The 22,749-nt window shown below is 68.7% G+C and carries 27 protein-coding genes and 1 riboswitch; of the genes, 12 read left to right on the top strand and 15 right to left on the bottom strand.

All coding sequences use genetic code 11. The features are described 5' to 3' along the window. Positions 1–264 precede the first annotated feature (264 nt). A complete protein-coding gene (locus ABZV40_RS37945) occupies positions 265–861 on the top strand; it encodes a dihydrofolate reductase family protein (protein WP_355453275.1) in 597 nt (198 codons plus the stop codon). Between the two features lie 209 nt (positions 862–1,070). Here ABZV40_RS37945 and ABZV40_RS37940 read toward each other — a convergent pair whose 3' ends face one another. Together ABZV40_RS37940 and ABZV40_RS37935 are read right to left on the bottom strand one after the other, a co-directional pair. Then, positions 1,071–2,528, bottom strand: a complete 1,458-nt coding sequence (locus ABZV40_RS37940; RefSeq protein ID WP_355453272.1) for a multicopper oxidase family protein — start codon at positions 2,526–2,528, stop codon at positions 1,071–1,073. 142 nt (positions 2,529–2,670) lie between these two features. Next, the gene (locus tag ABZV40_RS37935; protein ID WP_355453269.1) at positions 2,671–3,327 is read right to left on the bottom strand and encodes an SDR family oxidoreductase; all 657 of its coding nucleotides are present in this window, start codon (positions 3,325–3,327) and stop codon (positions 2,671–2,673) included. Positions 3,328–3,406: 79 nt separating this feature from the next. Here ABZV40_RS37935 and ABZV40_RS37930 point away from each other — a divergent pair, with 79 nt between their 5' ends. Then, positions 3,407–3,823 carry a helix-turn-helix domain-containing protein gene (locus ABZV40_RS37930; RefSeq protein ID WP_355453266.1) on the top strand — a complete coding sequence of 139 codons (417 nt, stop codon included), beginning with the start codon at positions 3,407–3,409 and terminating at the stop codon, positions 3,821–3,823. Here the strand turns inward: ABZV40_RS37930 and ABZV40_RS37925 are convergent. Beyond that, positions 3,820–4,086, bottom strand: a complete 267-nt coding sequence (locus ABZV40_RS37925) for a hypothetical protein (protein ID WP_355453263.1) — start codon at positions 4,084–4,086, stop codon at positions 3,820–3,822. The two genes, ABZV40_RS37930 and ABZV40_RS37925, sit on opposite strands and share 4 nt — an antisense overlap. Positions 4,087–4,102: 16 nt before the next feature. Continuing rightward, entirely contained in the window at positions 4,103–4,783 is a 681-nt protein-coding gene (locus tag ABZV40_RS37920; RefSeq protein WP_355453260.1) for a hypothetical protein, read from the bottom strand. Positions 4,784–5,072: 289 nt separating this feature from the next. On the opposite strand from ABZV40_RS37920, the gene ABZV40_RS37915 reads away from it, so the two are divergent. The 3 genes from ABZV40_RS37915 (at position 5,073) to ABZV40_RS37905 (ending at position 8,601) form a co-directional block, all read left to right on the top strand. After that, positions 5,073–5,927: a hypothetical protein gene (locus tag ABZV40_RS37915; protein WP_355453257.1), complete on the top strand. Its 855-nt coding sequence runs from the start codon at positions 5,073–5,075 to the stop codon at positions 5,925–5,927. Between the two features lie 91 nt (positions 5,928–6,018). After that, positions 6,019–6,834 carry a 3-methyladenine DNA glycosylase gene (locus ABZV40_RS37910; protein ID WP_355453281.1) on the top strand — a complete coding sequence of 272 codons (816 nt, stop codon included), beginning with the start codon at positions 6,019–6,021 and terminating at the stop codon, positions 6,832–6,834. 63 nt (positions 6,835–6,897) lie between these two features. After that, complete coding sequence (locus ABZV40_RS37905) at positions 6,898–8,601, top strand: extracellular solute-binding protein (RefSeq protein WP_355453254.1); 1,704 nt, start codon at positions 6,898–6,900, stop codon at positions 8,599–8,601. 288 nt (positions 8,602–8,889) lie between these two features. Here ABZV40_RS37905 and ABZV40_RS37900 read toward each other — a convergent pair whose 3' ends face one another. Beyond that, on the bottom strand, positions 8,890–9,702 hold the full coding sequence (locus ABZV40_RS37900; protein ID WP_355453251.1) for an aldo/keto reductase: 813 nt from the start codon (positions 9,700–9,702) through the stop codon (positions 8,890–8,892). Then, entirely contained in the window at positions 9,690–10,661 is a 972-nt protein-coding gene (locus ABZV40_RS37895; protein ID WP_355453248.1) for a YafY family protein, read from the bottom strand. Before ABZV40_RS37895 ends, ABZV40_RS37900 begins: the two co-directional genes overlap by 13 nt. A gap of 49 nt (positions 10,662–10,710) precedes the next feature. Here ABZV40_RS37895 and ABZV40_RS37890 point away from each other — a divergent pair, with 49 nt between their 5' ends. From ABZV40_RS37890 to ABZV40_RS37880, 3 genes are read left to right on the top strand one after another with little or no spacing between them, the layout of a single operon-like run. Further along, entirely contained in the window at positions 10,711–11,088 is a 378-nt protein-coding gene (locus tag ABZV40_RS37890; RefSeq protein WP_355453245.1) for a DUF3224 domain-containing protein, read from the top strand. A gap of 2 nt (positions 11,089–11,090) precedes the next feature. Next, positions 11,091–11,750 carry a maleylpyruvate isomerase N-terminal domain-containing protein gene (locus tag ABZV40_RS37885; RefSeq protein ID WP_355453242.1) on the top strand — a complete coding sequence of 220 codons (660 nt, stop codon included), beginning with the start codon at positions 11,091–11,093 and terminating at the stop codon, positions 11,748–11,750. 12 nt (positions 11,751–11,762) lie between these two features. Continuing rightward, positions 11,763–11,945, top strand: coding sequence for a hypothetical protein (locus ABZV40_RS37880; RefSeq protein ID WP_355453239.1), 183 nt, complete (start codon positions 11,763–11,765; stop codon positions 11,943–11,945). Between the two features lie 75 nt (positions 11,946–12,020). On the opposite strand, the gene gcvP is transcribed toward ABZV40_RS37880, so the two are convergent. From gcvP to ABZV40_RS37840, 8 genes are all read right to left on the bottom strand, one after another. Then, positions 12,021–14,912, bottom strand: coding sequence for an aminomethyl-transferring glycine dehydrogenase (gene gcvP, locus ABZV40_RS37875; protein ID WP_355453236.1), 2,892 nt, complete (start codon positions 14,910–14,912; stop codon positions 12,021–12,023). 150 nt (positions 14,913–15,062) lie between these two features. Further along, positions 15,063–15,158: riboswitch (glycine riboswitch) on the bottom strand. 144 nt (positions 15,159–15,302) lie between these two features. Further along, entirely contained in the window at positions 15,303–15,869 is a 567-nt protein-coding gene (locus tag ABZV40_RS37870; protein ID WP_109637263.1) for a MerR family transcriptional regulator, read from the bottom strand. Positions 15,870–16,172: 303 nt separating this feature from the next. Further along, positions 16,173–16,646 carry a bifunctional nuclease family protein gene (locus ABZV40_RS37865; protein ID WP_030468959.1) on the bottom strand — a complete coding sequence of 158 codons (474 nt, stop codon included), beginning with the start codon at positions 16,644–16,646 and terminating at the stop codon, positions 16,173–16,175. Between the two features lie 136 nt (positions 16,647–16,782). After that, positions 16,783–17,340: a MerR family transcriptional regulator gene (locus ABZV40_RS37860; RefSeq protein WP_355453278.1), complete on the bottom strand. Its 558-nt coding sequence runs from the start codon at positions 17,338–17,340 to the stop codon at positions 16,783–16,785. Positions 17,341–17,373: 33 nt separating this feature from the next. Further along, positions 17,374–17,829 (bottom strand): glycogen accumulation regulator GarA, encoded by a 456-nt coding sequence (gene garA / locus ABZV40_RS37855; protein WP_109637261.1) that lies wholly within the window; start codon positions 17,827–17,829, stop codon positions 17,374–17,376. 113 nt (positions 17,830–17,942) lie between these two features. Continuing rightward, on the bottom strand, positions 17,943–18,326 hold the full coding sequence (gcvH, locus tag ABZV40_RS37850) for a glycine cleavage system protein GcvH (RefSeq protein WP_355453232.1): 384 nt from the start codon (positions 18,324–18,326) through the stop codon (positions 17,943–17,945). 42 nt (positions 18,327–18,368) lie between these two features. Further along, entirely contained in the window at positions 18,369–18,950 is a 582-nt protein-coding gene (locus ABZV40_RS37845) for a CDP-alcohol phosphatidyltransferase family protein (RefSeq protein ID WP_355453229.1), read from the bottom strand. Between the two features lie 110 nt (positions 18,951–19,060). Then, a complete protein-coding gene (locus tag ABZV40_RS37840) occupies positions 19,061–19,261 on the bottom strand; it encodes a hypothetical protein (RefSeq protein ID WP_355453226.1) in 201 nt (66 codons plus the stop codon). Between the two features lie 253 nt (positions 19,262–19,514). On the opposite strand from ABZV40_RS37840, the gene ABZV40_RS37835 reads away from it, so the two are divergent. Next, a complete protein-coding gene (locus tag ABZV40_RS37835; protein WP_355453223.1) occupies positions 19,515–20,180 on the top strand; it encodes an ANTAR domain-containing protein in 666 nt (221 codons plus the stop codon). A 142-nt stretch (positions 20,181–20,322) separates the two neighbouring features. Beyond that, positions 20,323–20,685 carry an STAS domain-containing protein gene (locus ABZV40_RS37830; protein WP_355453220.1) on the top strand — a complete coding sequence of 121 codons (363 nt, stop codon included), beginning with the start codon at positions 20,323–20,325 and terminating at the stop codon, positions 20,683–20,685. On the opposite strand, the gene ABZV40_RS37825 is transcribed toward ABZV40_RS37830, so the two are convergent. Beyond that, the gene (locus tag ABZV40_RS37825; protein WP_355453217.1) at positions 20,682–21,350 is read right to left on the bottom strand and encodes an ATP-binding protein; all 669 of its coding nucleotides are present in this window, start codon (positions 21,348–21,350) and stop codon (positions 20,682–20,684) included. The genes ABZV40_RS37830 and ABZV40_RS37825 overlap by 4 nt on opposite strands. Positions 21,351–21,414: 64 nt before the next feature. Here ABZV40_RS37825 and ABZV40_RS37820 point away from each other — a divergent pair, with 64 nt between their 5' ends. Both ABZV40_RS37820 and ABZV40_RS37815 read left to right on the top strand, forming a co-directional pair. After that, entirely contained in the window at positions 21,415–21,882 is a 468-nt protein-coding gene (locus ABZV40_RS37820; RefSeq protein WP_355453214.1) for an anti-sigma factor, read from the top strand. Next, a complete protein-coding gene (locus ABZV40_RS37815; protein ID WP_355453211.1) occupies positions 21,879–22,667 on the top strand; it encodes a SigB/SigF/SigG family RNA polymerase sigma factor in 789 nt (262 codons plus the stop codon). Before ABZV40_RS37820 ends, ABZV40_RS37815 begins: the two co-directional genes overlap by 4 nt. Positions 22,668–22,749 lie beyond the last annotated feature (82 nt).

Genomic DNA, 22,749 nt, shown 5'->3' with positions numbered 1-22,749 from the left:
CCCGCGCCCCCCTTTGTTGTTGCTGGTGCCCCATCTTCCACACGTGGTGGGCCCGGTCCCAATAACCCCCCGACGCTGAGCGGTGCCGCATGCCGAGTATCCGGCGTGGAAGGTCTGGCCTGCCGCCCGGATCGACCGGGTGCCGGTCGAGCGCGTCCACCGGGAAGAGCTCACCGGCTGAGTATGCGTGGCGATATGTGCTGTCGATGTCCATGTCTCCCGTTCGACGCATGGGCAACAGACCCACACGGGGAGGCACACGAAATGGGCAGGGTCTTCACACAAGCCAGCACCTCGATCGACGGCTACGTCTCGGGCCCGGACAACTCCGGCTTCGACAAGCTGTTCCGCTGGCTCCAAGAAGGTGACGTGGCGGTGACGGCACCGACGGGCACGATGACCTTCCACCTCAGCCCGCCCAGCGCCGCGTACTTCAGCGGCCTCATCCAGGCGACCGGCGCACTCGTCGTGGGGCGCAAGCTCTACGACTTCACCAAAGGCTGGGGCGGACAACACCCGATGGGCGTGCACACCGTCGTGCTGACGCACCGGCCGTTGGAGGACAACGAGCACTTCACGTTCTGCAGCGAAGGTATCGAGAAGGCGGTCGAGATCGCGCAGGTCAAGGCGGGCGACAAGAGCGTTGGCCTGAACTCGGGCGAGGTCGCGCGGCAGGCGATCGACGCCGGGCTGGTGGACGAGGTCTTCCTCGACCTGGTGCCGGTGATCCTCGGCGCCGGCACGCCGTTCTTCGCGCCCGGCAGGGGTTACGAGCTGGAAGGGCCGGTTTCGGTCATCGAGGGCAGCGCGGTGACGCACCTGCGGTACAAGGTGAGGTATGCGACTTCGGCAGCTGTGTGAGGCGGACGAGCTGCTGCGCGTCGTCACGCGAGCCCGCGTTCGGCAAGTACCACCAACTCATGATCGAACCGCCGTCAACCGCACCCAACCTGTTCGCAGTTCCTCGAACCTGCGGAAAGTGCTTGTTGATGTCGAGTTGGCGGTACTTGCAGACGCCGGGAGAGCCGGCCACGGGAGTGGCCGGCGGGAGCGGAACTTCCGGGCGGACGCTAGGGCACGATTTCGAGCTGCGCCATCATGCCGATCCACGAGTGTTCGAGGAAGTGGCAGTGGAAGACGTAGCGGCCGGTGTAGGGGCCGAACGTCGCCTGCACCTTCACCGTGTCCCCCGCGATGATCGGGATCGTGTCCTTGAGCCCCGCGTCGCTGGGCAGGGGCGGGCCTCCGTTGCGCTCCAGCACCCGGAACTGGACCAGGTGCAGGTGGAAGTTGTGCTTGACGCCGGTCGGGTCGGAGCTCTTGATCAGCCAGGTCTCCGTGGCGCCGCGCTTGATCGTGAAGTCGACGCGGTCCATGTCGAAGACCTTGCCGTTGATCGTGCCGTCGGGACGGTCGTTGGGCTTGAACAAGAACGCCAGGTCGACCTCGCGGTCCACTGTGGACATGGGCATGACGGGCAGCGGGCGCAGCACGGCCGGCAGGCGGCTGTGGTCGGAGGCGCGGCGCACCACGTCGAAGCGGAGGATCTCTCCCGCCACCGCGTCGGTCACGACGACCTTGGAACCGATCGGGTACTTCGAGAAGTCGATGACGATGTCGGAGCGCTCGGCGGAGGAGAGGACGAGTTCCTCCAGTTCCAGCGTGTTCGCGAGCAGGCCGCCGTCGGAGCCGATGCGGGTGAACTTCTCGCCGGGGATCTTGAGCTTGAAGACGCGCTGGTTGGCGGAGTTGATGAGCCGGAAGCGGTACTTGCGGGCGGCGACCTCGAAGTAGGGCTGCGGAACGCCGTTGGCGAGCACGACCGTGCGCTTGGTCGGGTCGTCGAAGACGACGATGTTGCCGCTGTCGTCGAACTGGATGTCGCGCAACAGGATCGGGATGTCGTACGCACCGGACGGCAGGTTGAGCGCGCGTTCGGAGTCGTCTTCGATGATGTAGGCGCCGTGCAGTCCCAAGTAGACGTGCGCGGCTTCGGTGTCGTGGCTGTGGTCGTGGTACCAGAGGGTCGCGCCCTGCTGGCTGTTCGGGTAGAGGTAGAGGCGGGTGGCGCCGGGTTCGATGACGTCCTTCGGGTGGCCGTCGTGTTCGGGCGCCACGTGGCCGCCGTGCAGGTGGATGTTGGCGGCCTCGTCCATCTTGTTGTGAACCATGACGAGGGTCTTGCGACCGGTCTTCGCCCTGATCGTCGGGCCGACGAACTGACCGCCGAAACCCATGACCGGCGACTGCAGGCCGGGCAGGATCTCGGCGGTCGTGCGTTCGATCGAGAGCTGGTAGACCTCCTGCTTCGCCGTGGACACCAACGGCCTGAGCACCGGCGCCACCGGCATCGGGCGTGTCCACGGCACTATTTCCGGTTTTGTGCCGGTGAACGTCTTGGACTCCTGAAACGTGTGCACGGTGTGCCTCGGGTTTTCATGCCCCTCGGCCGGCGCGAGCAGCTTCGGCACGCCGAGCACACCGGCCGCGAGACCTCCCGCGGCGAGCACACCTCGTCTGTTGAGCATCGCTGTTCCCCTAAGCGCCCCAGGGCGGACACGTCCGTGAGAACGGTTCCGCGACGGTGTGGATGCGGCGGAAACCTACGCCGGGCACTCAGGGGTAACACCTAGTTTCCGAGCTGGGCTCACATGTGCGGAACGGACCGTCTCAAAAGGCCAGTGCGGCCTTCACCGCACGGGTGCGGTCGTCGGCGAGCACCTCGTCATCACCATTCCGAATCGCTTGCACCACTTGGAAAACGACGTCCTCCGGTGAGATCTTGGGCCCGGCCTGGCCGGCCGCCATGTCCGTGTCGATGAAGCCCGCGTGCACGGCGATGACGTTGGTTCCCTGTTCCCGCAACGCTTCCCGCGTCGACTTGGTCAGCGACCACCCCGCGGCCTTGGACGCCGCGTAACCACGCCAGGCCGGACGACCGAGGAACGACAGGATGCTGAGCACGTTCACAATCGCGCCGCCGCCATTGGCTTTCAGAATGGGCGCGAACGCGTCCGTCGTGCGGACGATTCCGAAGAAGTTGACCTCGAATTCTGCCTTGATGCTGTCAACGTCCTCGCCCCCGACGAGCACGCCGGCGTTGTTGATCACGATCGAGACGTCCCCGAGCTCCTCGGCAGCGGCCGCGACGGACGCGTCGTCCGTCACGTCCAACCGAACCGGAACGACCCCTTCGTCCACAACGGACGCCGGGTTGCGCGCACCGGCGTAGACCTCGGCCCCGAGCTTCACGAACTCCCGCGCGAACGCACGGCCGAGCCCGCGATTGGCCCCGGTCACCAGCACCGCCGCACCGTTGATGTCCACCGCTACCTCCTAAGTTGGATTTCCCAACTCACGTTAGCGAGGTAAGTTGGATTTGCCAACCAACTGCTGGGACGGTCACATGAGCCCACGAACCTGCTCCATCGCGAACGCCCTGGAGGTCCTCGGCGAACGCTGGTCGCTGCCGGCGCTGCGCGAGATCTTCTTCGGCAACACCCGCTTCGACCAGATCGCCGCGCACACCGGCGCCTCTCGCGACGTCCTCGCCGCCCGCCTGAAGAAGCTGGTCGCCTGCGGAGTGCTGGAGAAGCGCCGGTACTCCGACCACCCGCCGCGGTTCGAGTACCTGCTGACCGACTCCGGCCGCGCCCTGCACAACCTGATGCTGATGCTCAAGGAGTGGGGCGACGCCTACGTGACCGAGGGTCCCCTCCCTCTCGTGTGGCAACACTCTTGTGGCCACGTACTGGAGCCACGTGTCGTGTGCGCCCACTGCGGCGAGGAAGCAACCCCCGAATCGCTGACCCGCGCGCCCTAGCCGAGAAAGCCGGCGATGCGCTCGTCGAGGTCGTTGTGGCGACGGTTCGCGCGGCGCCGCAGCCCCTTCACCCGATCGACGATCCGCGACGACGACAACGGCCCGATCGCGGCCAGCGCCTCGGCTGTGACCTGGTCGGCCTTCTCGTAGTCGCGGAGCTCCAGATACGCGCCCGTGCCGTCACCCGGTGCTCGGGCAGCGTGCCGAGCGCGCGTTCCAGCAGCGCCACACCCTGCTGCGGACGACCGGTGTCGCGCAGGCACTGGCCGATGTCGGACATCAGATCGGACTCGCCGTAGAAGCTGAGCCAGGCGGGTTCGGTGCCGTTGCGGTCGAACGAGCGCTGGGCGTTGTCGAGCGCTTCGCGGGTGCCCTTGGCGTCGCTGAGGAGGGCCGGGCCATCCAGGTCGCCTGAGCGACGGCGGAGAAGAGGTCCTGCCGGACGGCGTCGGTGTAACTGCCGTGCAACGCGGCCCGCGCCTGGTAGTTCACGAAGTGGATGAGCTGCTGCCGCACGGAGCCACCGCCGTGGCGCCGGTGCATCCCCTCGAAGTGGCGCACGGTTTCGAGCAGGACCTGGACGTCCGAACTGCCGACACGAGTCGTGGCGCGTGCCGGAGCCGCGGTCACCGCGAACCAGGCGGACTGGGCGAACGCCGCCGCGCGGAAGGCGGTCCCCATGAGGAAGTTCCGCCTGTTGATGTCACGTCCGGAGAGTTCGACCACCGGACTCCTGTCCGCGAACCCGCAGTCCTCGACGCTCACCGGGTAGCCGAGTCGCGTGGCCAGCACCTTCGCCACGATCCGGGGTACCGGCCAGCGCGGCTGGGCACCTTCGAGCATGCGTCTGACGGACGTCGTGGTCGTGCCGAGGTGCACCCCCTCCCTGGCCCCGGTCTCGATCACCGCGCGCGCCAGCGCAGAGTTGCTCAGGCCCGCGTCGGCCAGCAACGCACGCACTGTTCGGCCGCCTCGTCGCGAGGGTCCGGGCCGACCACGGCTTCACCGCACTGCCGGCGGAACGGGTCGGGGCTCCGGCAAAGTCACTCGGCCGTCAACCAGGTTGTGAGGTTGGCGATTCGATCAAGAGCCGGAACTGAGCCCTTGTCGTGGTGGATGAAGGGCTCCTTCATCGACCCCAGGTTCAGGAAGGGTCCCTTCATCGACGACGCTCGCCGCGTGGGCGCGCTCTCATCGGGCATATCGGGCGGGCTGGACGACTTTGCCGGGGGCCCTGGCGGAACGGGTGGTGGACCAGGCACTCGCGTTCCTCAAGGCGTGCGGCGACAACCGAGGCGTTCCGCTGTCACCGAGCTGGCACGTGGACGTGGGGTGGCACGCGTTCCTGCTGCACACGCGGGAGTACGCGGAGTTGTGCCACCAGATCGCGGGACGGTTCATCCACCACGTGCCGACATCGAGCTGTGGGAGGGTCCCGGCCGGCGCGACACCGACAAGTGCCACGGGTGCGCCAGCGGGTGCCACGACGACCCGCCGCCCATACCGCCCTACCGAGGAGCCTGATGCTCTGGCACGAACTGCCCGCCGAGGTTCGCGACGCGGTGGCCGGCCGCCGCATCTGCCTGACGTCGCACCTGCTCTGCACTGGCACGTCGACACCGGGAACTGGCTGGTGCTGCACCCGTTGAACGTGCTCACGAGCGACCGGCCCCGAATCGTCGACCGGGCCTGGGCGCGCAAGGGGCAGCCGTGGGTGGACCGGGCGTTTCTGCACCTGCGGCTGATGCTCGCCGGGCACGGTGTACGGGGTGTGGCTGCACAACGCGCGCAAGGGCAAGCCGCGCGCGCTCGCCGACGTTGCGCGGCGGTGGGCTCGGCACCGAGTAGGTTGATCGGCATGAGCGAGGACGACGAGGACGAGTTCGCCGAGGACGACGACTTCGAGGACGAGGAAGACGCCGACGACCTCTTCGCCGTCACGCCCGAACCGCGCACGGTGTGTCACCTGTGCGGGGGTGCGAGCTACATCGCGGCGCCCACGCTGGCGATCATCGGCGGTGCACCGCGGACGGTGGACAACGGACGTGAGTGCCCTCACTGCAACGGCGCGCGCACGTTCACCGGGTTGGTGCCGCCGCTCTGACCGCTCCCGCGGCGGACGCGTACGGTAACGGCTCGTGGAAGTCCTGACCCGAGCCGAATGGCACGAGCTGCGAGACGCGCACGTGGCGCGCATGCGGCGGTTCACCGGGCCGCATCAGGAGCGGAAGCTTCGCAAGGAGAAGCACCCGGTGATGGACTTCCTCTTCACGTACTACAGCCATCGGCCCGTGCGGCTCGAACGGTGGCATCCGGGGCCGGGCGTCGTGCTTGAAGACGCGGCCGAGTACCTGGAGTTTCCGCACTACAAGGCCACGCCGGACGGCGTCGCGCTCGACGTCGAGAGCTTCCTCCAGCAGCGCGCGAAGACCGTGGAGTTCGTCCAGGCGCTGCTCACGGCGACGCTGAGCAGGCCGGCCCGGCTCGGGTGCTTCGGGCTGCACGAGTGGGCGATGGTCTACCGGCAGCGGCCGGAGGAGGTCCGGCACAACGCGTGGCCGTTGCGGCTGGGCAGCGACGGCACCGATCGGGTGGTCGAGGCGAGCCGGATCCAGTGCGGGCACTTCGACGCGTTCCGGTTCTTCACGCAGCCCGCGCGGCCTCGCAACACCCTCCAGCCCACGCGCGAGGAGCAGGTCGCCAACGAGCAGCCGGGGTGCCTGCACGCGAACATGGACCTGTTCAAATGGGCCTACAAGATGGAGCCCGCCACGCCGTCGGACCTCGTCGCCGACTGCTTCGAACTGGCCGCCGACGTGCGCGAACTCGACATGCAGGCCTCTCCGTACGACCTGGTGGAGCTCGGGTACGGGCCGGTGCCGATCGAGACCCCGGAGGGGCGTGCGGAGTACGTGCGCAGGCAGGCGGCGTTCGCGCAGCGGGCGCAGCCGTTGCGAGAACGGCTCGTGTTCGTATGCCAGTCGATACTTGGAGTGACTTCACTTCGCTGACGAAGTTCACCTGTTAGCGTGATTGGCGGTCGTCGGGGGCCGCTGAGTAGTTGTGAGGGATCGATGTCTCGACACCGCGCGCTGCGGGCGAAGGTGCGGCGCGGGATCGCCAAGTGGCCCGTGCTCATCGTCGTGGTCGTCGTGCTGATCGGCCTCGGCTGGCTCGCCCTGTCGTGGGCCGGCGGGGTGCTCGAACGGCGCTCCCAGGCTCTCGCGCAGAACTGCAGCGAGGGCAACTCAGTGCTGCGGGTCGCCGCCACGCCCAGCGTTGCGGGGGCGGTGGCGGACGTTGCGCGCGCGTACAGCGCGACACGGCCCGTTGTGTACGACCACTGCATCGCGATCGAAGTGACGTCCCTGGACTCCTCCGCGGTGCTCGAAGGCCTGACGACGACCTGGGACGACGCGAAGCTCGGCAAGCGCCCGCACGCGTGGCTGCCCGACTCGACGCTGTGGGCGAACCGGCTGACCGCGCTCAACGCGAAGCTCGTCGGCGCGGCACCGAAGTCCGTCGGCACCTCGCCGGTACTGCTCGCCGCGCCCGAGGCGGCCGCGCCGGTGCTCAAGGACTTCCGCTGGTCGGACATGCCCGACGTGACGGACTGGACCAAGTTCGGCCAGTCCTGGGGACGGTTCAGCGTCGCGATGCCCGACCCGGCCACGAACACGGCCTCCGCACTCGCGATCCAGGCGGCGCTGGCCGGTGGCAAGGGTCCCGTGACGGCGGAGTCGCTGGCGTCCGATGCGGCGAAGGCGAAGCTGTCGAAACTCGCGGCCGCGGTGCCGCCGGAGGTACCACCCACCACGCGCGACGCGTTGGGGCGTCTCGGCGACAGCGCGACGGTCAACGCGGCGGGCTTCTCCGTCACGCCGGTGTCCGAAGTGGACCTGTTCAAGCACAACACCGGCAAGGACGCGCCGTCGAAACCTCTCGTCGGCGTGCTGCCCGCCGGCCCCGCACCGGTCGCGGACTTCCCGTACGTGGCACTGGGCGGCGCCCAGGTCGGCGAGGCGGAACAGCGTGCGGCACAGGCGTTCCGCGAGTTCATGACCCAGCCCGCGCAGCAGAGGATCCTGGCGAAGGGCGGCCTGCGAGTCGAGTCCACTCAGGACCGCCCGTCGCCCTCCCCCGGCGTTTCCTGGTCCCCGGTCACGGAGAACCTGGTGGCGGCCGACGCCGTGACGACCCAGCAGATCTCGTCGGCGTGGGCGTCGGCGGACCGCGGCGGACAGGTCGTGACGGTGCTGACGGACGTGTCGACGTCCATGAAACCCCGCCTGGACAAGGTGAAGGCCGCGCTGCGCGGTCAGGTCGACAGATCGGTGTCCGGGTCGTTCGGACTCTGGGAGTTCGCCCGCGACCTGGACGGCACCAAGCCCTACAAGCAGCTCGTCGCGACCGCGCCCGTCACGGAGAAGCGCGAGGCGCTGCGCCGGTCGATCGACGGACTCAAGACCGTGGAGGGCTCGCAGCTCTACAGCGCGCTCGCGGCCTGCTACGAAAGCGCACACGACGGGTTCGTGGCCGGACGGGTCAACCGCGTCGTGGTGATCACGGACGGAAAGTCGGACGGCGGGATCGACCTGGCGGCGTTGAAGTCGCAGCTGCACGGGACGGACCTGGCGATCAGTTTCATCGCCATCGGCGGTGAGGTGGACAAGGGCGCGTTGACGGACATCGCGCAGACCACCGGTGGATCCGTGTCCGTGGTGGAGAACGACGGGATCGAGGCGGCTCTCGGCCAGGTGCTGTCGACGAAGGCCTGACCACCGGCGGTCGTGTGCACAACGGGTGGCGCCGACTACAAAGGCCCGTTGCCGAGCAACGGGCGCATGGCGCCGTTCATCCGCCAGGACCGGTTGCTCCAGCGGACCGACCTGATGGTCGCGTGCCGGCAGCTTCGCGGGCGGGCCCGCCGCGATCACCCTCAGGAGGCCGGCGAACCTCAGGCAGGCGGTGGACCGGGTGCTGTCGGAGCCGCGCCACGGCGCCCGTGAGCTGGCCGGAAGATCACGGCGGCCGGTGGCGCGGCCAGGGGGCTGCGGATCTGGTCCTCAGGCGGCGTTGAAGCGGTCGGGGTCCGGGCCGGTGCGGGTGCCGTTGTCGAGCTCGGCGATCACGGTCATGTCGTCGGGGGCCAGCTCGAAGTCGAAGATGTCGATGTTCTCCTTGATCCGGTAGGGCGTGACGGACTTCGGGATCACGACGTTGCCGAGCTGGACGTGCCAGCGCAGCACGATCTGGGCCGGGGTCTTGGCGTACTTGTCGGCCAGGCCGGTGATCTCCATCCGGCCCAGCAGCGCGCCCTGGGCCAGCGGTGACCACGCCTCGGTGACGATCTTGTGCGCGCTGTGGAGCTTGCGCATCTCCGTCTGCTGCAGCCACGGGTGCAGCTCGATCTGGTTCACCGCTGGGACCGTCGGGAACTCGTCGAGCAGCCGTCGGAGGTGGTGCGGCTGGAAGTTCGAGACGCCGATCGCGCGCACCCTGCCGTCGGCGTAGAGCTGCTCCAAGGCGCGCCACGTCTCCGCGTACAGGTCGCGGGACGGGACGGGCCAGTGGATGAGGTAGAGGTCGAGCACGTCGCGGCGCAGACGACGCATGCTCTCGTCGAACGCGCGCAGCGTCGAGTCGTAGCCCTGGTCGGAGTTCCACAGCTTGGTGGTGATGAAGAGGTCGGGGACGCCGGCGATCGCGTCGCCGACGCCGGACTCGTTGCGGTAGGCGGCGGCCGTGTCGATGCTGCGGTAGCCGGCTTCGATCGCGGTGGTCACCGCGCCGGCCACCTGGTCCTCCGGCACCTGGAAGACGCCGAAGCCCAGTTGAGGGATCCGTACTCCGTTGTTCAACGAGATCAGCGGAACCATGCGGGTAGCTTCGCATCGTTGTAGAGGTCCTGCATCGCCTTGATTGTCTCGATCAGTTCGCGTCTCAACTCGACCGGCGCCACCACCTCCACGTCGGCACCGAATTTCAGCAGGTCAGCGACCGCGTGCCGGGTGGACTCGGTGGGAAAGCCGAACTCCTCGCCCGGTTGCGGCGACGTTTCGCGGATGACACGGGCCTGATAGCCGCTGAGCAGGTACTGGCTCTTGTCGAGGCCTGCTCGCGTCATGCGGACCGCGATGCGCTCGCCGTACATGCGGGACTCGAACTGCTCGGACCACTCCGCCCAGTACCGCGCGAGGTCGAAGTCGCGTGGCCGTTCGAAGGTGTCCGGAGTGGACTGAAGGGCCAGCACGCGGGACACGCGGTAGGTGCGGCCGCTGCCGACGAAGTACCAGGTGCCCGCCTTCAGCACGAGCCCGTACGGGTCGACCTCGCGCTGCACGGCCTGGCCGCCCCAGCGCTCGTAGGTCATCCGCACGCGACGCTGTTCCCAGACGGCGTCGGCGATCGTCGCGAGGTGCTCGGTCGGCTGGTCGCCGCGGAACCACGTCGGGGTGTCGAGGTGGAAGCGCTGGCGGATCTGCTCGGCGCGCGTCCGCAGCTCGGTCGGCAGCGCGGCGAGGAGCTTCAGCTGGGCCGCCGCGGCGAACTCCTTGAGCCCCAGCTCCTCGGCCGGGCCGGGCAGGCCGGCGAGGAACAGCGACTGGGCCTCCGCGCCGGTCAGACCGGTCAGGCGGGTGCGATAACCGTCGATCAGCTGGTAGCCGCCGCTCGGCCCGCGGTCGGCGTAGACGGGGATGCCGGCGGCGCTCAGCGACTCGATGTCGCGGTAGATCGTGCGCGGCGAGACCTCCAGCTCGGCGGCCAGTTCGTCGGCCGTCATCCGCCCCCTCGACTGCAGCAGCAGGAGCACCTGGATGAGCCGGCTGGATTTCATGCCGTAAACCTGACACGAACTGTCAGGTTTTGCCAGCAGAGTGGTCCCCATGAAGGCAACCGGAACCATCGAAGTGAAGAGCTGGGACGAGAACACCTGGGACGGCCGTTCCTACAAGGAGGTCGAGGGCCGCAAGCTCACCGAGGCGCACGTCTCGTTCTCGTACACGGGCGACATCAGCGGCGTCTCGCAGTGCCGCTACCTCATGTACTACAGCGACGACGTGGCCTGGACGACCGCGCTGGAGGAGATCACGGCTGACGACGGCACGCTGGTGCTGCGGCACGTCGGCGCCTACCGGACCGGTGTCGAGGGCGTCATCGAGATCGTCGACGGCACCGGGAAGTACGCGGGCGCGAAAGGTGCGGCCACCGTCGTCTGGGCGGAGGATGGCAGCAGCACCTACACCCTGGAGTACGAGGTCTGACCATGACCAACGCCCCCGTCTACGACGCGGCCAAGCAACGGATCACCTCGCTCGTCGAGGGCCGTGACCCGCAGACGCCCGTCGCGGCGACACCGGGCTGGTCGGTCAAGGACGTGGTGGCGCACCTCGCCGGCGGTCTGCGCGACTTCGTGGACCGCCGGTTCGACGGTGTCGAGACCGGCGAGTGGGGCGAACGGCAGGTGCGCGACCGGCGCGGCAACTCGCTGGCCGACGCTTTCGCGGAGTGGGACGCGAACCGGGAGCTCGCGGCGCCGTTGTTCGACACGCCCATGGGGGCCGTGCTGATCGCCGAGGTGGTGCAGCACGAGCACGACCTCCGCGGTGCGCTCGACGCCCCCGGCGACCGGGACGGACTCGCCGTGCGGTCGGCGCTCACGAAACCGTTGCAGCAGCTCGATCAGCGGATGCGGGAGAACGGGGTGCCCGCGCTGCGGATCGCGCTGGAGCACGGGGACCGCGTGCTCGGGCACGGCGAGCCCGCCGGGACGTTGCGGACGACCTCGTTCGAGCTGATGCGGGCGATCGGCGGACGCAGGTCGGTGGACCAGATCAAGGCGCTGGACTGGGACGGCGACCCGGACACGTGGATCGCCGCCCTCGCGCTGTTCGGACGGCATCGGCCCGAGCCGTTGTGCGAGTGAGACGATCTCGCCGTGTCAGAGGACCAGATCTGTCAGCGCTGCGGCGAGCCCGTCGACCTCGACCAGGAGGACTTCGAGCTGTTCGAGCGCATGCACCCCGAGTGCTTCCACTACGCGTTCGAGCACGATCTGACCAAGCCGGGCCTCAGCGAGGACGAAGCCTGCGGCGACCCGACCTGCCCAGCCGAGGCCTGACAGAGAGTACGCGGGGAGCTTTCGTACTCTCCACGAGTACGAAAGGGCCCCGCGTACCGTCCCGCAAAAGCAGGGTCAGCTGCCGTACGCCGAGAGCGGCGGGCAGGAGCAGACCAGGTTGCGGTCGCCCTTCGCGCCGTCGATGCGGCGGACCGGCGGCCAGATCTTCGGAGCCGAGGTTCCGGCCGGGTACACGGCCTCCTCGCGGGTGTACGGGTGGTTCCACTCGCCGACGGTCACGCACGCCGCGGTGTGCGGGGCGTTGCGCAGCGGGTTGTCCTCGACGGGCCACTCGCCCGCGCCCACGCGGTCGATCTCGCGCTTGATGGCGATCATGGCGTCGATGAACCTGTCGATCTCGGCCAGGTCCTCGGACTCGGTCGGCTCGACCATCAGCGTGCCGGCGACCGGGAACGACATCGTCGGCGCGTGCAGGCCGTAGTCCGCGAGGCGCTTCGCCACGTCGTCCACCGTCACGCCGGTGGCCTTGGTGATCGGGCGCAGGTCGAGGATGCACTCGTGGGCCACGAAGCCGCCCTCACCGGTGTAGAGGACCGGGTAGTGCTCGTCGAGGCGGCGCGCGACGTAGTTCGCGGCGGCCACGGCGGTCAGGGTCGCGCGGCGCAGGCCGTCGCCGCCCATCATGCGCACGTACGCCCACGAGATCGGCAGGATCGACGCGGAACCCCACGGCGCCGCGGAAATCGGCCCCACGCCGGTCTCCGGCCCCGCGGTCGGCTGCAGCGGGTGGTTCGGCAGGAACGGCGCGAGGTGCGACCGCACGCCGATCGGGCCGACGCCGGGGCCACCGCCGCCGTGCGGGATGCAGAACGTCTTGTGCAGGTTCAGGTGCGAGACGTCCGAACCGAACTTGCCGTAGCGGGCGAGGCCGATCAACGCGTTGAGGTTCGCGCCGTCGACGTACACCTGGCCGCCCGCGTCGTGGACCAGGCCGCAGACCTCGCGGACGGTGTCCTCGTACACGCCGTGGGTCGACGGGTAGGTGATCATGATCGCGGCGAGGTCGTCGGTGTGCTCGGCGACGGTCTCGCGCAGGTGACCCATGTCGATGTTGCCCTTGTCGTCGCACTTCACGACGACAACGCGCATGCCTGCCATGACGGCGGACGCGGCATTGGTGCCGTGCGCGGACGACGGGATCAGGCACACGTCGCGGTCGGCGTTGCCGTTGGCGCGGTGGTAGGCGCGGATCGCGAGCAGACCGGCGAACTCACCCTGCGAACCGGCGTTGGGCTGCAACGACACCGCGTCGTAGCCGGTGACCTCGGCCAGCCAGGCTTCCAGGTCCGAGACGATCTTCAGCAGGCCCTTGGCGTCCTCGACGGGCGCGAACGGGTGCAGCGTCGAGAACTCCGGCCACGTGATGGACTCCATCTCCGCGGTCGCGTTCAGCTTCATCGTGCACGAGCCGAGCGGGATCATGCTCCGGTCGAGCGCGACGTCCTTGTCCGACAACGCCCGCAGGTAGCGCAGCAGCGCGGTCTCGGAGCGGTGCGCGTGGAAGACCGGGTGGGTCAGGTAGTCCGACGTGCGGCGCAGGTCGGCCGGGATGCCGTCGGCGGTGTCGGCGTCGATCGCGTCCACATCGGACCCGGTGACACCGAACGCCTCCCACACCGCGGCGAGGTGCGCGCGCGTCGTCTTCTCGTCGCAAGCGATTGCCACGACGTCCTCGTCGACCTTGCGGAGGTTGATGCCCGCCGCACGAGCCTTCTCGACGACAGCCGCGGCCTGGCCTTCAACGCGGACCTGGACGGTGTCGAAGAACTCGCCGTGCACGACGTCCAGACCGGCCTCGCACAGACCGGTGGCGAGCACGGTGGCCATGCGGTGCACGCGGGTCGCAATCGCCCGCAGGCCCTCGGGACCGTGGTAGACCGCGTACATCGAGGCGATCACGGCCAGCAGCACCTGCGCGGTGCAGATGTTCGACGTGGCCTTCTCGCGGCGGATGTGCTGCTCACGCGTCTGCAACGCCAGGCGGTACGCCAGCGAGCCGTCGGCGTCGACGGAGACACCCACGAGACGGCCGGGCAGCTGACGCTCCAGCCCGGACCGCACGGCCATGTAGCCGGCGTGCGGCCCACCGAACCCGATCGGCACACCGAAGCGCTGCGTCGTGCCGATGACGACGTCCGCGCCGATCTCGCCCGGCGCGCGCAGCAGCGTCAACGCGAGCAGGTCGGCGGCCACGACGGCCTGCGCACCGGCGGCGTGGATCTCCTCGATGAGCGCCTTCTGGTCGCGGACCACACCGGACGCGCCGGGGTACGACAGCAGCACACCGAAGAAGTCACCGCCCAGTCCGAGGCCCTCGATACCCTGCGAGAGGTCGGCGACGACGATCTCGATGTCCAGCGGCTCGGCGCGCGTCTCGATGACGGCCAGCGTCTGCGGCAGCGTGTCGGCGTCCACGACGAACTTGTTCGACTTGGCGCGACCGGCGCGGCGCACCAGCGTCATCGCCTCGGCGGCGGCGGTCGACTCGTCCAGCATGGACGCGTTCGCCACCGGCAGGCCGGTCAGGTCGCCGACCATGGTCTGGAAGTTCAGCAGGGCTTCCAACCGTCCCTGCGAGATCTCCGGCTGGTACGGCGTGTACGCGGTGTACCAGGCCGGGCTTTCGAGGACGTTGCGCAGGATCACGCCCGGCGTGACGGTGTCGTAGTAGCCGAGACCGATCATCTGGGTCATCGGGCGGTTCTGCGCCGCGAGCTCACGCAGCTCGGCCAGCGCCTCGGTCTCGGTCGCCGGGGCGGGCAGGTCCAGCACGAGGTCGCGCTCGTGAATGGACGACGGCACCGCGCGCTGCGCCAGCTCCTCCAGCGATCCGACGCCGATGACGTCGAGGATGCGCGCGAGCTCGGCGGGCCGCGGGCCGACGTGGCGGTCGGCGAACGGGGTGCCGTGCTCGAGAGCGGCGAGCGGAATGCGGTCCTGCGTCATCTAACGCCTCCGGGGGCTGCGGGCACACGTGTCCTGGTGCCCTCCCCGCTCTGTCCGTACCCCGAAGGGCGCCTGAGAGGTTCACCCCTGCCGTGACTGGGGCTTTCACCGTCGGCGGGAACCCGGGAGGGTTCCACTTTCCAGAGGCGTCTCGCTCACGCGGTCCTGGGTGCCTGAGAGGTTCCCGGGGAGGGAATTGCTCCTTCGGCGCCGGGCTCGTGACCCGGTCTCTCCCGCCTGAGTTCAGCGACTACCCGCGAAGAATACCCGCAGGCAGCCCACGTAGTCGTCAGGGACGCGACGAACGTCTCAGCGACTCAATGCGCACGCGGGGAGCTTTCGTGCACTCCTACCGCACGCAACGTCCCCGCGTGCAGTCGAGCAGCGGGGTTAGCCGGTTGCGCGTTCGCGGCGGCGGCGGGCCAGTTCGTCCTCGGTCATGGGAGCGATTTCCACGCCGTCCGCGCGTTCGGCCGGGAACTCGTGGATCGTGCCGCTGATCTCGCGCATCGCACCGGAGACGGCGATGCCGAACACGCCCTGACCGCCCTGCAGCAGGTCGACGACCTCCTCCGGCGAGGTGCACTCGTAGACGGTCGTGCCGTCGGAGAAGAGCGTGATCTTCGCCAGGTCCTGCACGCCGCGGCGGCGCAGGTGGTCGACCGCGACCCTGATGTTCTGCAGTGAGACACCGGTGTCCAGCAGTCGTTTCACGACCTTGAGGACCAGGATGTCCTTGAAGGAGTACAACCGCTGACTCCCGGACCCGTGAGCCATCCGCACCGTCGGCGCGACGAGTCCGGTCCTCGCCCAGTAGTCGAGCTGCCGGTAGGTGATACCCGCGATCTGGCACGCCGCGGGACCCCGGTAGCCGACGAGTTCGTCCGGCAGCGAGGAGTCCGGGAACAGCTCACCCTGCTGCCCGGATTCGGCCCGCACGGGCGCTTCCTCGACCACGCCTGCCTCCCCTCGGAACGGCCACGAAACTCATGGCCGTCAAGCCGCTACGTCAGCTCACGCAAACCAGCGACGTCCACTCGAGTTCGACGGTAAGACCGGTCAGAGGGCAGGTCAACGCGACGCGCGGGGAGTGTCGACCCTCAACCTCAGGTAGAGAGTCATACCGTCACCCGAAGTAGGACGTTCAGGTGACGTTTAGTGATCGTTTAGCGACCAAATTGAGCGGAAGGTAGCCCAAAAGAGCGACACGCAACGGTGGTACGTCGGTTCCAAACGAGACGGACAGCGACACCCTGCAAATCAGGTGTCAGCGCCCCTGAAGTCCTCGGGAGACACCGAGTCGAGGAACTCGCGGAACTTCTCCACCTCGTCCTCCTGCTCGTCGGGGATGATCAGGCCGGCCTCGGCCAGCACCGACTCCTCGGCGTGGATCGGCACGCCCACCCGCAACGCCAGCGCCACCGAGTCCGAAGGCCGCGCGGACACCCGCACGTCGCCGTCGAACACGAGCTCCGCGAAGAAGGTGCCCTCCTGCAGGTCGGTGATCCGCACCTGTTCGAGGTTGCGCCCCAGCGCCCCGATGACGTCCTTCAGCAGGTCGTGCGTGAGAGGCCGAGCCGGGCGGACGCCCTGCTGCTCCAGCGCGATGGCCGTGGCCTCGACGGAGCCGATCCAGATCGGCAGGTAGCGCTCACCCTCGGTTTCGCGCAGCAGGAGGATCGGCTGGTTCTGGGGCAGCTCCACCCGCACGCCGACGACACGCATCTCGCTCATCGGGCCTCGCCTCCCTCTATCTCGTTCGGGGAGTACCCGGATCCACACCCGAGCATCCCCCGGCGTACACGTTCGACGCTACCCGCCAAGCGGGCCGTGTGCTCAATCGTTGCAGGCGCATCGTGATCAACCGAACTCATCCGGACTGACGCAGGCCCGCTCTTACCAACAACGTGTGCAACGAGGTGAACAGGTCAGCCAATTCCCGGACCGTCTCGGGATCTGAGAAGGACTTCAGCAGAACCACCTCGTGGTCCGCCGCAGCGCGAACAGCGCGCAGGTGCTCGCGCTCGACGCCGAGCCCGGTCATCGTCCGGATCGTGCGGAGCGCGGTGATGTCGTCGGCGGTGAAGCGGCCACCGGGGCCGGGGCGCAGCAGACCGTCACGTTCCAGCTGGGACAGCTGGTCCGCGCTGATTCCGGTCTGGGCCAGCAGATCGGCCCGCGACACCGAGGCGGAGTCCGCCGGTGCCGCGTCGAGCTGGTCGCGGATCACCTTGAGCGGCAGGTACCTGTCGCGTTGTGCGGACAGCACGAACCGCAGCCTCTCGACGTCCGCCGCGGAGAACTGGCGGTAGCCGGAGGCGGTGCGTGCCGGGCGGACCAGCCCCTCCGCTTCCAGGAAGCGGATCTTGGAGATGGTGACCTCTGGGAACTCGGGGCGGAGCTGTGACAGCACCGCCCCGATGCTCAGTCCCCCACGTTGTGGCCGCCCGGCCGTCACGCGTCAGGCTCCGGAGGAGCCAGGACCCGTCAGGAAGACGAGGCGGAACTTGCCGATCTGGACCTCGTCGCCGTTCGCGAGGACGGCCTGGTCGACCGGCTCGCGGTTGACGTAGGTGCCGTTGAGGCTGCCGACGTCGATGACGACGAACTCGCCGCTCTCCCGGCGGAACTCGGCGTGGCGACGCGAGACCGTCACGTCGTCCAGGAAGATGTCGCTGTCGGGGTGGCGCCCTGCGCTCGTCGTGTCGCGGTCCAGCAGGAACCGGGATCCGGCGTTCGGGCCGCGCTTCACCACGAGCAGCGCGGAACCGGCGGGAAGGGCGTCAACGCCGGCAACGGCCGGCTCCTGTGCGGGGGCCTCTGCGCCTTCGACCTCGGCGAGGAAGTCCGCCCGGAAGACGGAGGTCCGCTCCGGGGACTGCTCCGGCGGAACGCCTGGGCCGTCGTTCGTGCTCACCTGAGCTCTCCTCCTGCTGCTGGATCCGTCACTTCCGGTAAAACTTATCGCGTTCGAGTCGCCACCCGAGGAGCGGCTCCCCTTCCGGCCGAAGATCCGGCGAAAGATCGACGTCACTCCTTCTCCACCAACGCCTTGTACCCGTCCGCGTCCAGCAGGCCTTCGAGCGCGTCCGGGTCGCTCACCCGGATCTCGACCATCCAGCCCTCGCCGTACGGGTCGCTGTTGACCGAGTCGGGCGTCTGCACCAACGCGTCGTTGATGGCGACGACCTCACCGTCGAGCGGCGAGTAGAGGTCGGACACGCTCTTGGTGGACTCGACCTCGCCGAACGTGTCGCCCGCCGCGACGGTGTGGCCGACCTCGGGCAACTGGACGAAGACGACGTCACCGAGCTGTTCCTGGGCGTAGTCGGTGATGCCGACGCGCACGGTGTCCTCGCCCGTGCTGGCGACCCACTCGTGCTCCTCGGTGTAGCGAAGCTCCTCGGGAATCAACTGACTGCGCTCCTCGTGCTGAACCTGTATGGGGTGATCTTTTCACGCGGCCTTGCCGGGAGTGACCCGCAGGGCCTGGAAGAACTGGTAGACGTACAGCAACGCCGACCACAGGTAGAGCGCTCCGCCCCAGGCCGTGAACGCGTAGGCGAACGGCTGGGCGACATGGGCCCAGCCCGAGTCGCCCTGCGCTAGCAGCAGCAGGGGGAACGCGTACAGCAGGTTGAAGGTCGCGGCCTTGCCGAGGTAGGTGACCTCGAACGGGCCCCAGCCCCGCCCTCGCAGGATCAGCAGGCAGATGCCGACGACGACCTCCCGGCCGACGAGCACGAGAGCGATCCACAGCGGAATGATGTCCCTGATCACGAACGCCAGCAACGTGCAGAACACGTAGAGGCGGTCGGCGGCGGGATCGAGCAGCGCGCCCAGGTTGCTCATCTGGTCGAGCCAGCGCGCGAGCTTGCCGTCCAGCCAGTCGGACAGCCCCGCGAAGACGAGGACGAGCAGCGCCCAGCCGTCCGCGCGGGGTCCGAGCAACAGGTACAGGAAGAGCGGAACACCGGCCAGCCGCAACACGCTGAGCAGGTTGGGAATCGTCAGCAGGCGATCAGCCGGATCACGCACACCCGCACTCTAAACGAGTGACTGCGCACGGGCTGCCGGATGGCGTCACGGCACGCGGTGCGGTTGGTTGCGGGGTCGGCGTGGAGCGTTCGTTTCCTACTTGTAAAACCTCAGGCTGTCTGGTGGAGCGTCCACCCGCGGCGCTGCATCTCGGCACCGGTGATGGCGTGCGGGCGGCCACGGTCGTCACGGCCCACCCAGCGAGCGCGGAAACCCTCGAGCACATACGCGTGGCCCCTGCTCCACACGACGCTGCACGGCGTCGTGGGCAGCTCTGCGGCCTGCGGCTGGGTTTCCATGGCGGTTCTCATCTCAGTCCCTCCGTGACATCAGGGATGTCGCGCACCGGGGCTCCGGCGTTATCCCTGGGAACGAATTCTGGCGGACTGTGGTTCAGAACACGTGTCCTGTTTGGATCCTTAGCGTTAACTGGATCAAACCGCGCGCCGAGCTGTTCGGACCCGAAGCGGGACGGATGAACGTGTCCTTGCCGATGCAACCGTTCGTCGTGCGCCGATGACCGCACAACGTTTGCGACGTATCGGTCTGGCCTAATCTCACTGCGTGGACCAGGTGAAATTCGGTGGTGAGCTGATCTCGCGGTTGATGGCGCACCTGTGCGAGCGGTTGGCCGGATGCCGCGGCGTCGGTCTGAGCGTATGGCCCGACGGCGCGGCGCTCAGGGCCGTCGGCGTCGCACAGGAGCTGGACGAGGCGCAGGTCGAGGGCAGGGAGGGACCGCTCGTCGACGCCTCGCGCGACGAGCGGCAGGTCACCGGCGAGATCGGCGGCCTGTACGTCGTGGCGGTCCCCGGCAGCTGGGGCGACGGCGGGCCGGTCGTGCTGACCGTGTACCTGGACCACCCGCCCCTGGTGGCGGACCTCAAGGCCATCGAGGAGATCGAGCCGCTGGTCGCCACCGCCGCCGCGGTCGTGGAGTTCTGCGCGGGTGAGGTGCTCAGAGCGGACCAGATGGTGCGGATGGTGCAGCACCGGCGCTACATCGAACAGGCCAAGGGTCTGCTGATGGGAGCGCGGCCCTGCCCGCCGGGAGACGCCTTCGAGCTGCTCGTGCGGGCGAGCCAGCACGCCAACGTCAAGCTGAGGGACGTGGCGATGGCGCTGGTGCTGGTCGCGACGGGGGAGCTGGAGGACGCCGACGACATGACGCCGCCCCCGAAGATCGCCTACGACACCGCGCAGCGACTTTGGGAGGCGCTGCACGTTTGAGTCGCGAGAGCAACGGGTACCGACTGGCCGACCTGTCCTGTGATGCGGCCACTCCCGTACGGTGAAGCCGCAGCGGTTGAGCCAGCAGCCGCATCGGGGCCGCTGCAGTGGCGGCTCCCTGGGTGCGAGAGGGAGAACATCGGTGACTGTGCAGGACCCGCGAGCGGAGCAGACCATCGCACTGACGGCGACGCAGCCGGCCGCCGGTGTCACGGTGCTCGCCGTGTCCGGCGAGGTCGACATGGTGTCCGCGCCCGCGTTGCGCGACGCCCTGGTCAACGGCCTGGCCGACGGCGGCACCTACGTCGTGGACATGACCGGCGTGACGTTCCTCGGTTCCGCCGGACTGGCGGTGCTGGTGGAGGCCGCACGGCTGGCGCCGCAGCACTCGGCGGCCCTGAAGGTCGTGGCCACCGCGCGAGCCGTGACGCGGCCTCTGGAGGCCACGGGACTGGGCGAGGTGTTCAGCGTGCACGAGTCCGTGGACGCTGCTGTCGGTGCCTAACGCGTCCGGACCTTGAGGCGGTTTCCGGCCGCCTCCAGGGCCTCCGCGACCGCGTGGAGCACCTGCTGGACGCCGGTCGTGTCGCTGCCGAGCTCGGTGAGGTCGACGGTCAGCGGCACGGTGCCACCGCGCGCCGCCGTGATGAGCGTGCGGCGCAGCGACGGACCGGCGTGTGCGGGCACGTCGCCCCGGACGACCGCGACGACGCCGGAGGAGGTCTCGTGCACCTGAACCTCGCAGTCGCCCGCCGTCTGCGACCCGAGCGTCACCGGCGACCGGGCACGGCGCAGTCGCACGGTCGTGCCTCTCGCCGAGCGGTCGATCACGACCTCGTCCACGCTCTCCCGCATGAGCAGGAGTCCTCTGCCGCGCATGGTGAGGGCGGGCGGCGGAATGCGCCATTGGCCGTGGTCGGTGACGTCGATGTCGACCGTGCCGTCCCTCGCCACCCTCGCGCGCACCTCGACGGTGCCTCGGGCGGGGGCGGGGTACGCGTGCTCGACGGAGTTGTTCACCGCCTCGCTGACCGCGAGAACGAGATCACTCGCCTCGTCCTCGCCGAAACCGCTGTCCTGCAGCCACTCGCGCAACTGGTGGCGCACCGGCGCCACCTCACGCGGGTCTGCGGGGAAGCGGAGGGCCAGGAAGTCCTCGTGCACCAGCACAACGCTCCTCCCGTGGGTTATGCCTCCAGCAGGTGATTTCCCAGGTCTTCGGGCCAATACACGTGTGAAACAGGATCGATTCGGGTACGGCAACGACATGCCGGCCTTCAGCAGAACGGACTACGAGGTGGGTGTGACGCAATTGTCAGGGGTCGAACTTCGGATGGCCGCGGATCCCACGCAGCTGTCGATCGCCCGCGCCGTCGCGGCGGACATCGCGATGCGACAGGACTTCGACCTCGACTCGATCGAGGACCTGAAGCTCGCCGTCGACGAGACGTGCTCGACGCTGATCACGCTGGCGGCCCAGGACGCCGTGCTCAGCTGTCATTTCGCGGTGGACGCGGCCGGGGCGGTGAGGGTGTCCGCCCAGATCCTGGCGAAGTCGGCCGCCGGACCGGACGAGAACAGCTTCGGCTGGCGTGTGCTGACCGCGCTCGTCGACTCCGTGGACACCAGAGTCGAGGAGACCGAAGGGTTCGTGGTCCACATCGACCTCGTGAAGTCCTCGGCAGGGGCGGTGGATGCGTGACCGGGTCGGAGGAGACGACCACGACGACCAGGTCGGGCGGTGACTACGACCACCTGGCGCCGCTGTTCGCCGAGCTCGCGGTGACCCCGCAGGGTCCGGCGCGCGACGCGTTGCGGGACCGGCTCGTCACCGAGCACCTCCCGGTCGCCCAGCACATCGCGCGCAGATTCGGGCACCGCGGCGAGCCGCACGAGGACCTGGTGCAGGTCGCGACGGTCGGCCTGATCAACGCCGTCGACCGGTTCGACCCGGACCGCGGCAGCGACTTCCTGTCCTTCGCCGTGCCGACGATCATGGGCGAGGTCCGGAAGTACTTCCGCGACTCCAGCTGGTCGGTCCGGATGCCGCGGCGGCTCAAGGAACTGCACCTCGCGATCAACGCGGGCACCTCCCGGCTGTCCCAGTCGCTCGGCCGCGCGCCGACCCCGTCCGAGCTCGCCGAGCACCTCGGGCTCTCGCGCGAGGAGATCCACGAAGGACTCGCGGCCGGAAACGCCTACCAGAGCGCGTCCCTGGACGACATGCTGATGTCGGAGGACTCGTCGATCTCGCTGGGCTCGACCATCGGCGAGGAAGACCCCGAGATCGCGATGATCGAACAGCGGGAGGCCCTGCACCCGTTGCTGCAGAAGCTTCCCGAGCGCGAGCGCAAGATCGTGATCATGCGGTTCTTCGGGAACATGACGCAGACGCAGATCGCGCAGAAGGTAGGGATCTCGCAGATGCACGTCTCGCGGTTGCTCGCGAAGACGTTGCGGCAACTGCGAGACGTGCTGGAGGAGTGAGGGGCGGCGGCGCGTTCGCCGTCGAAGTTAGGGGGGATCTAAGAGAAGACGTGGTGAGATTTGGCGGGATGAGGGATTTAAG

Origin of the sequence: Lentzea sp. NPDC004782, from assembly GCF_040609115.1 — a bacterium.
Lineage (GTDB): Bacteria > Actinomycetota > Actinomycetes > Mycobacteriales > Pseudonocardiaceae > Lentzea.
This window is presented reverse-complemented; position numbering and strand designations above follow the sequence as displayed.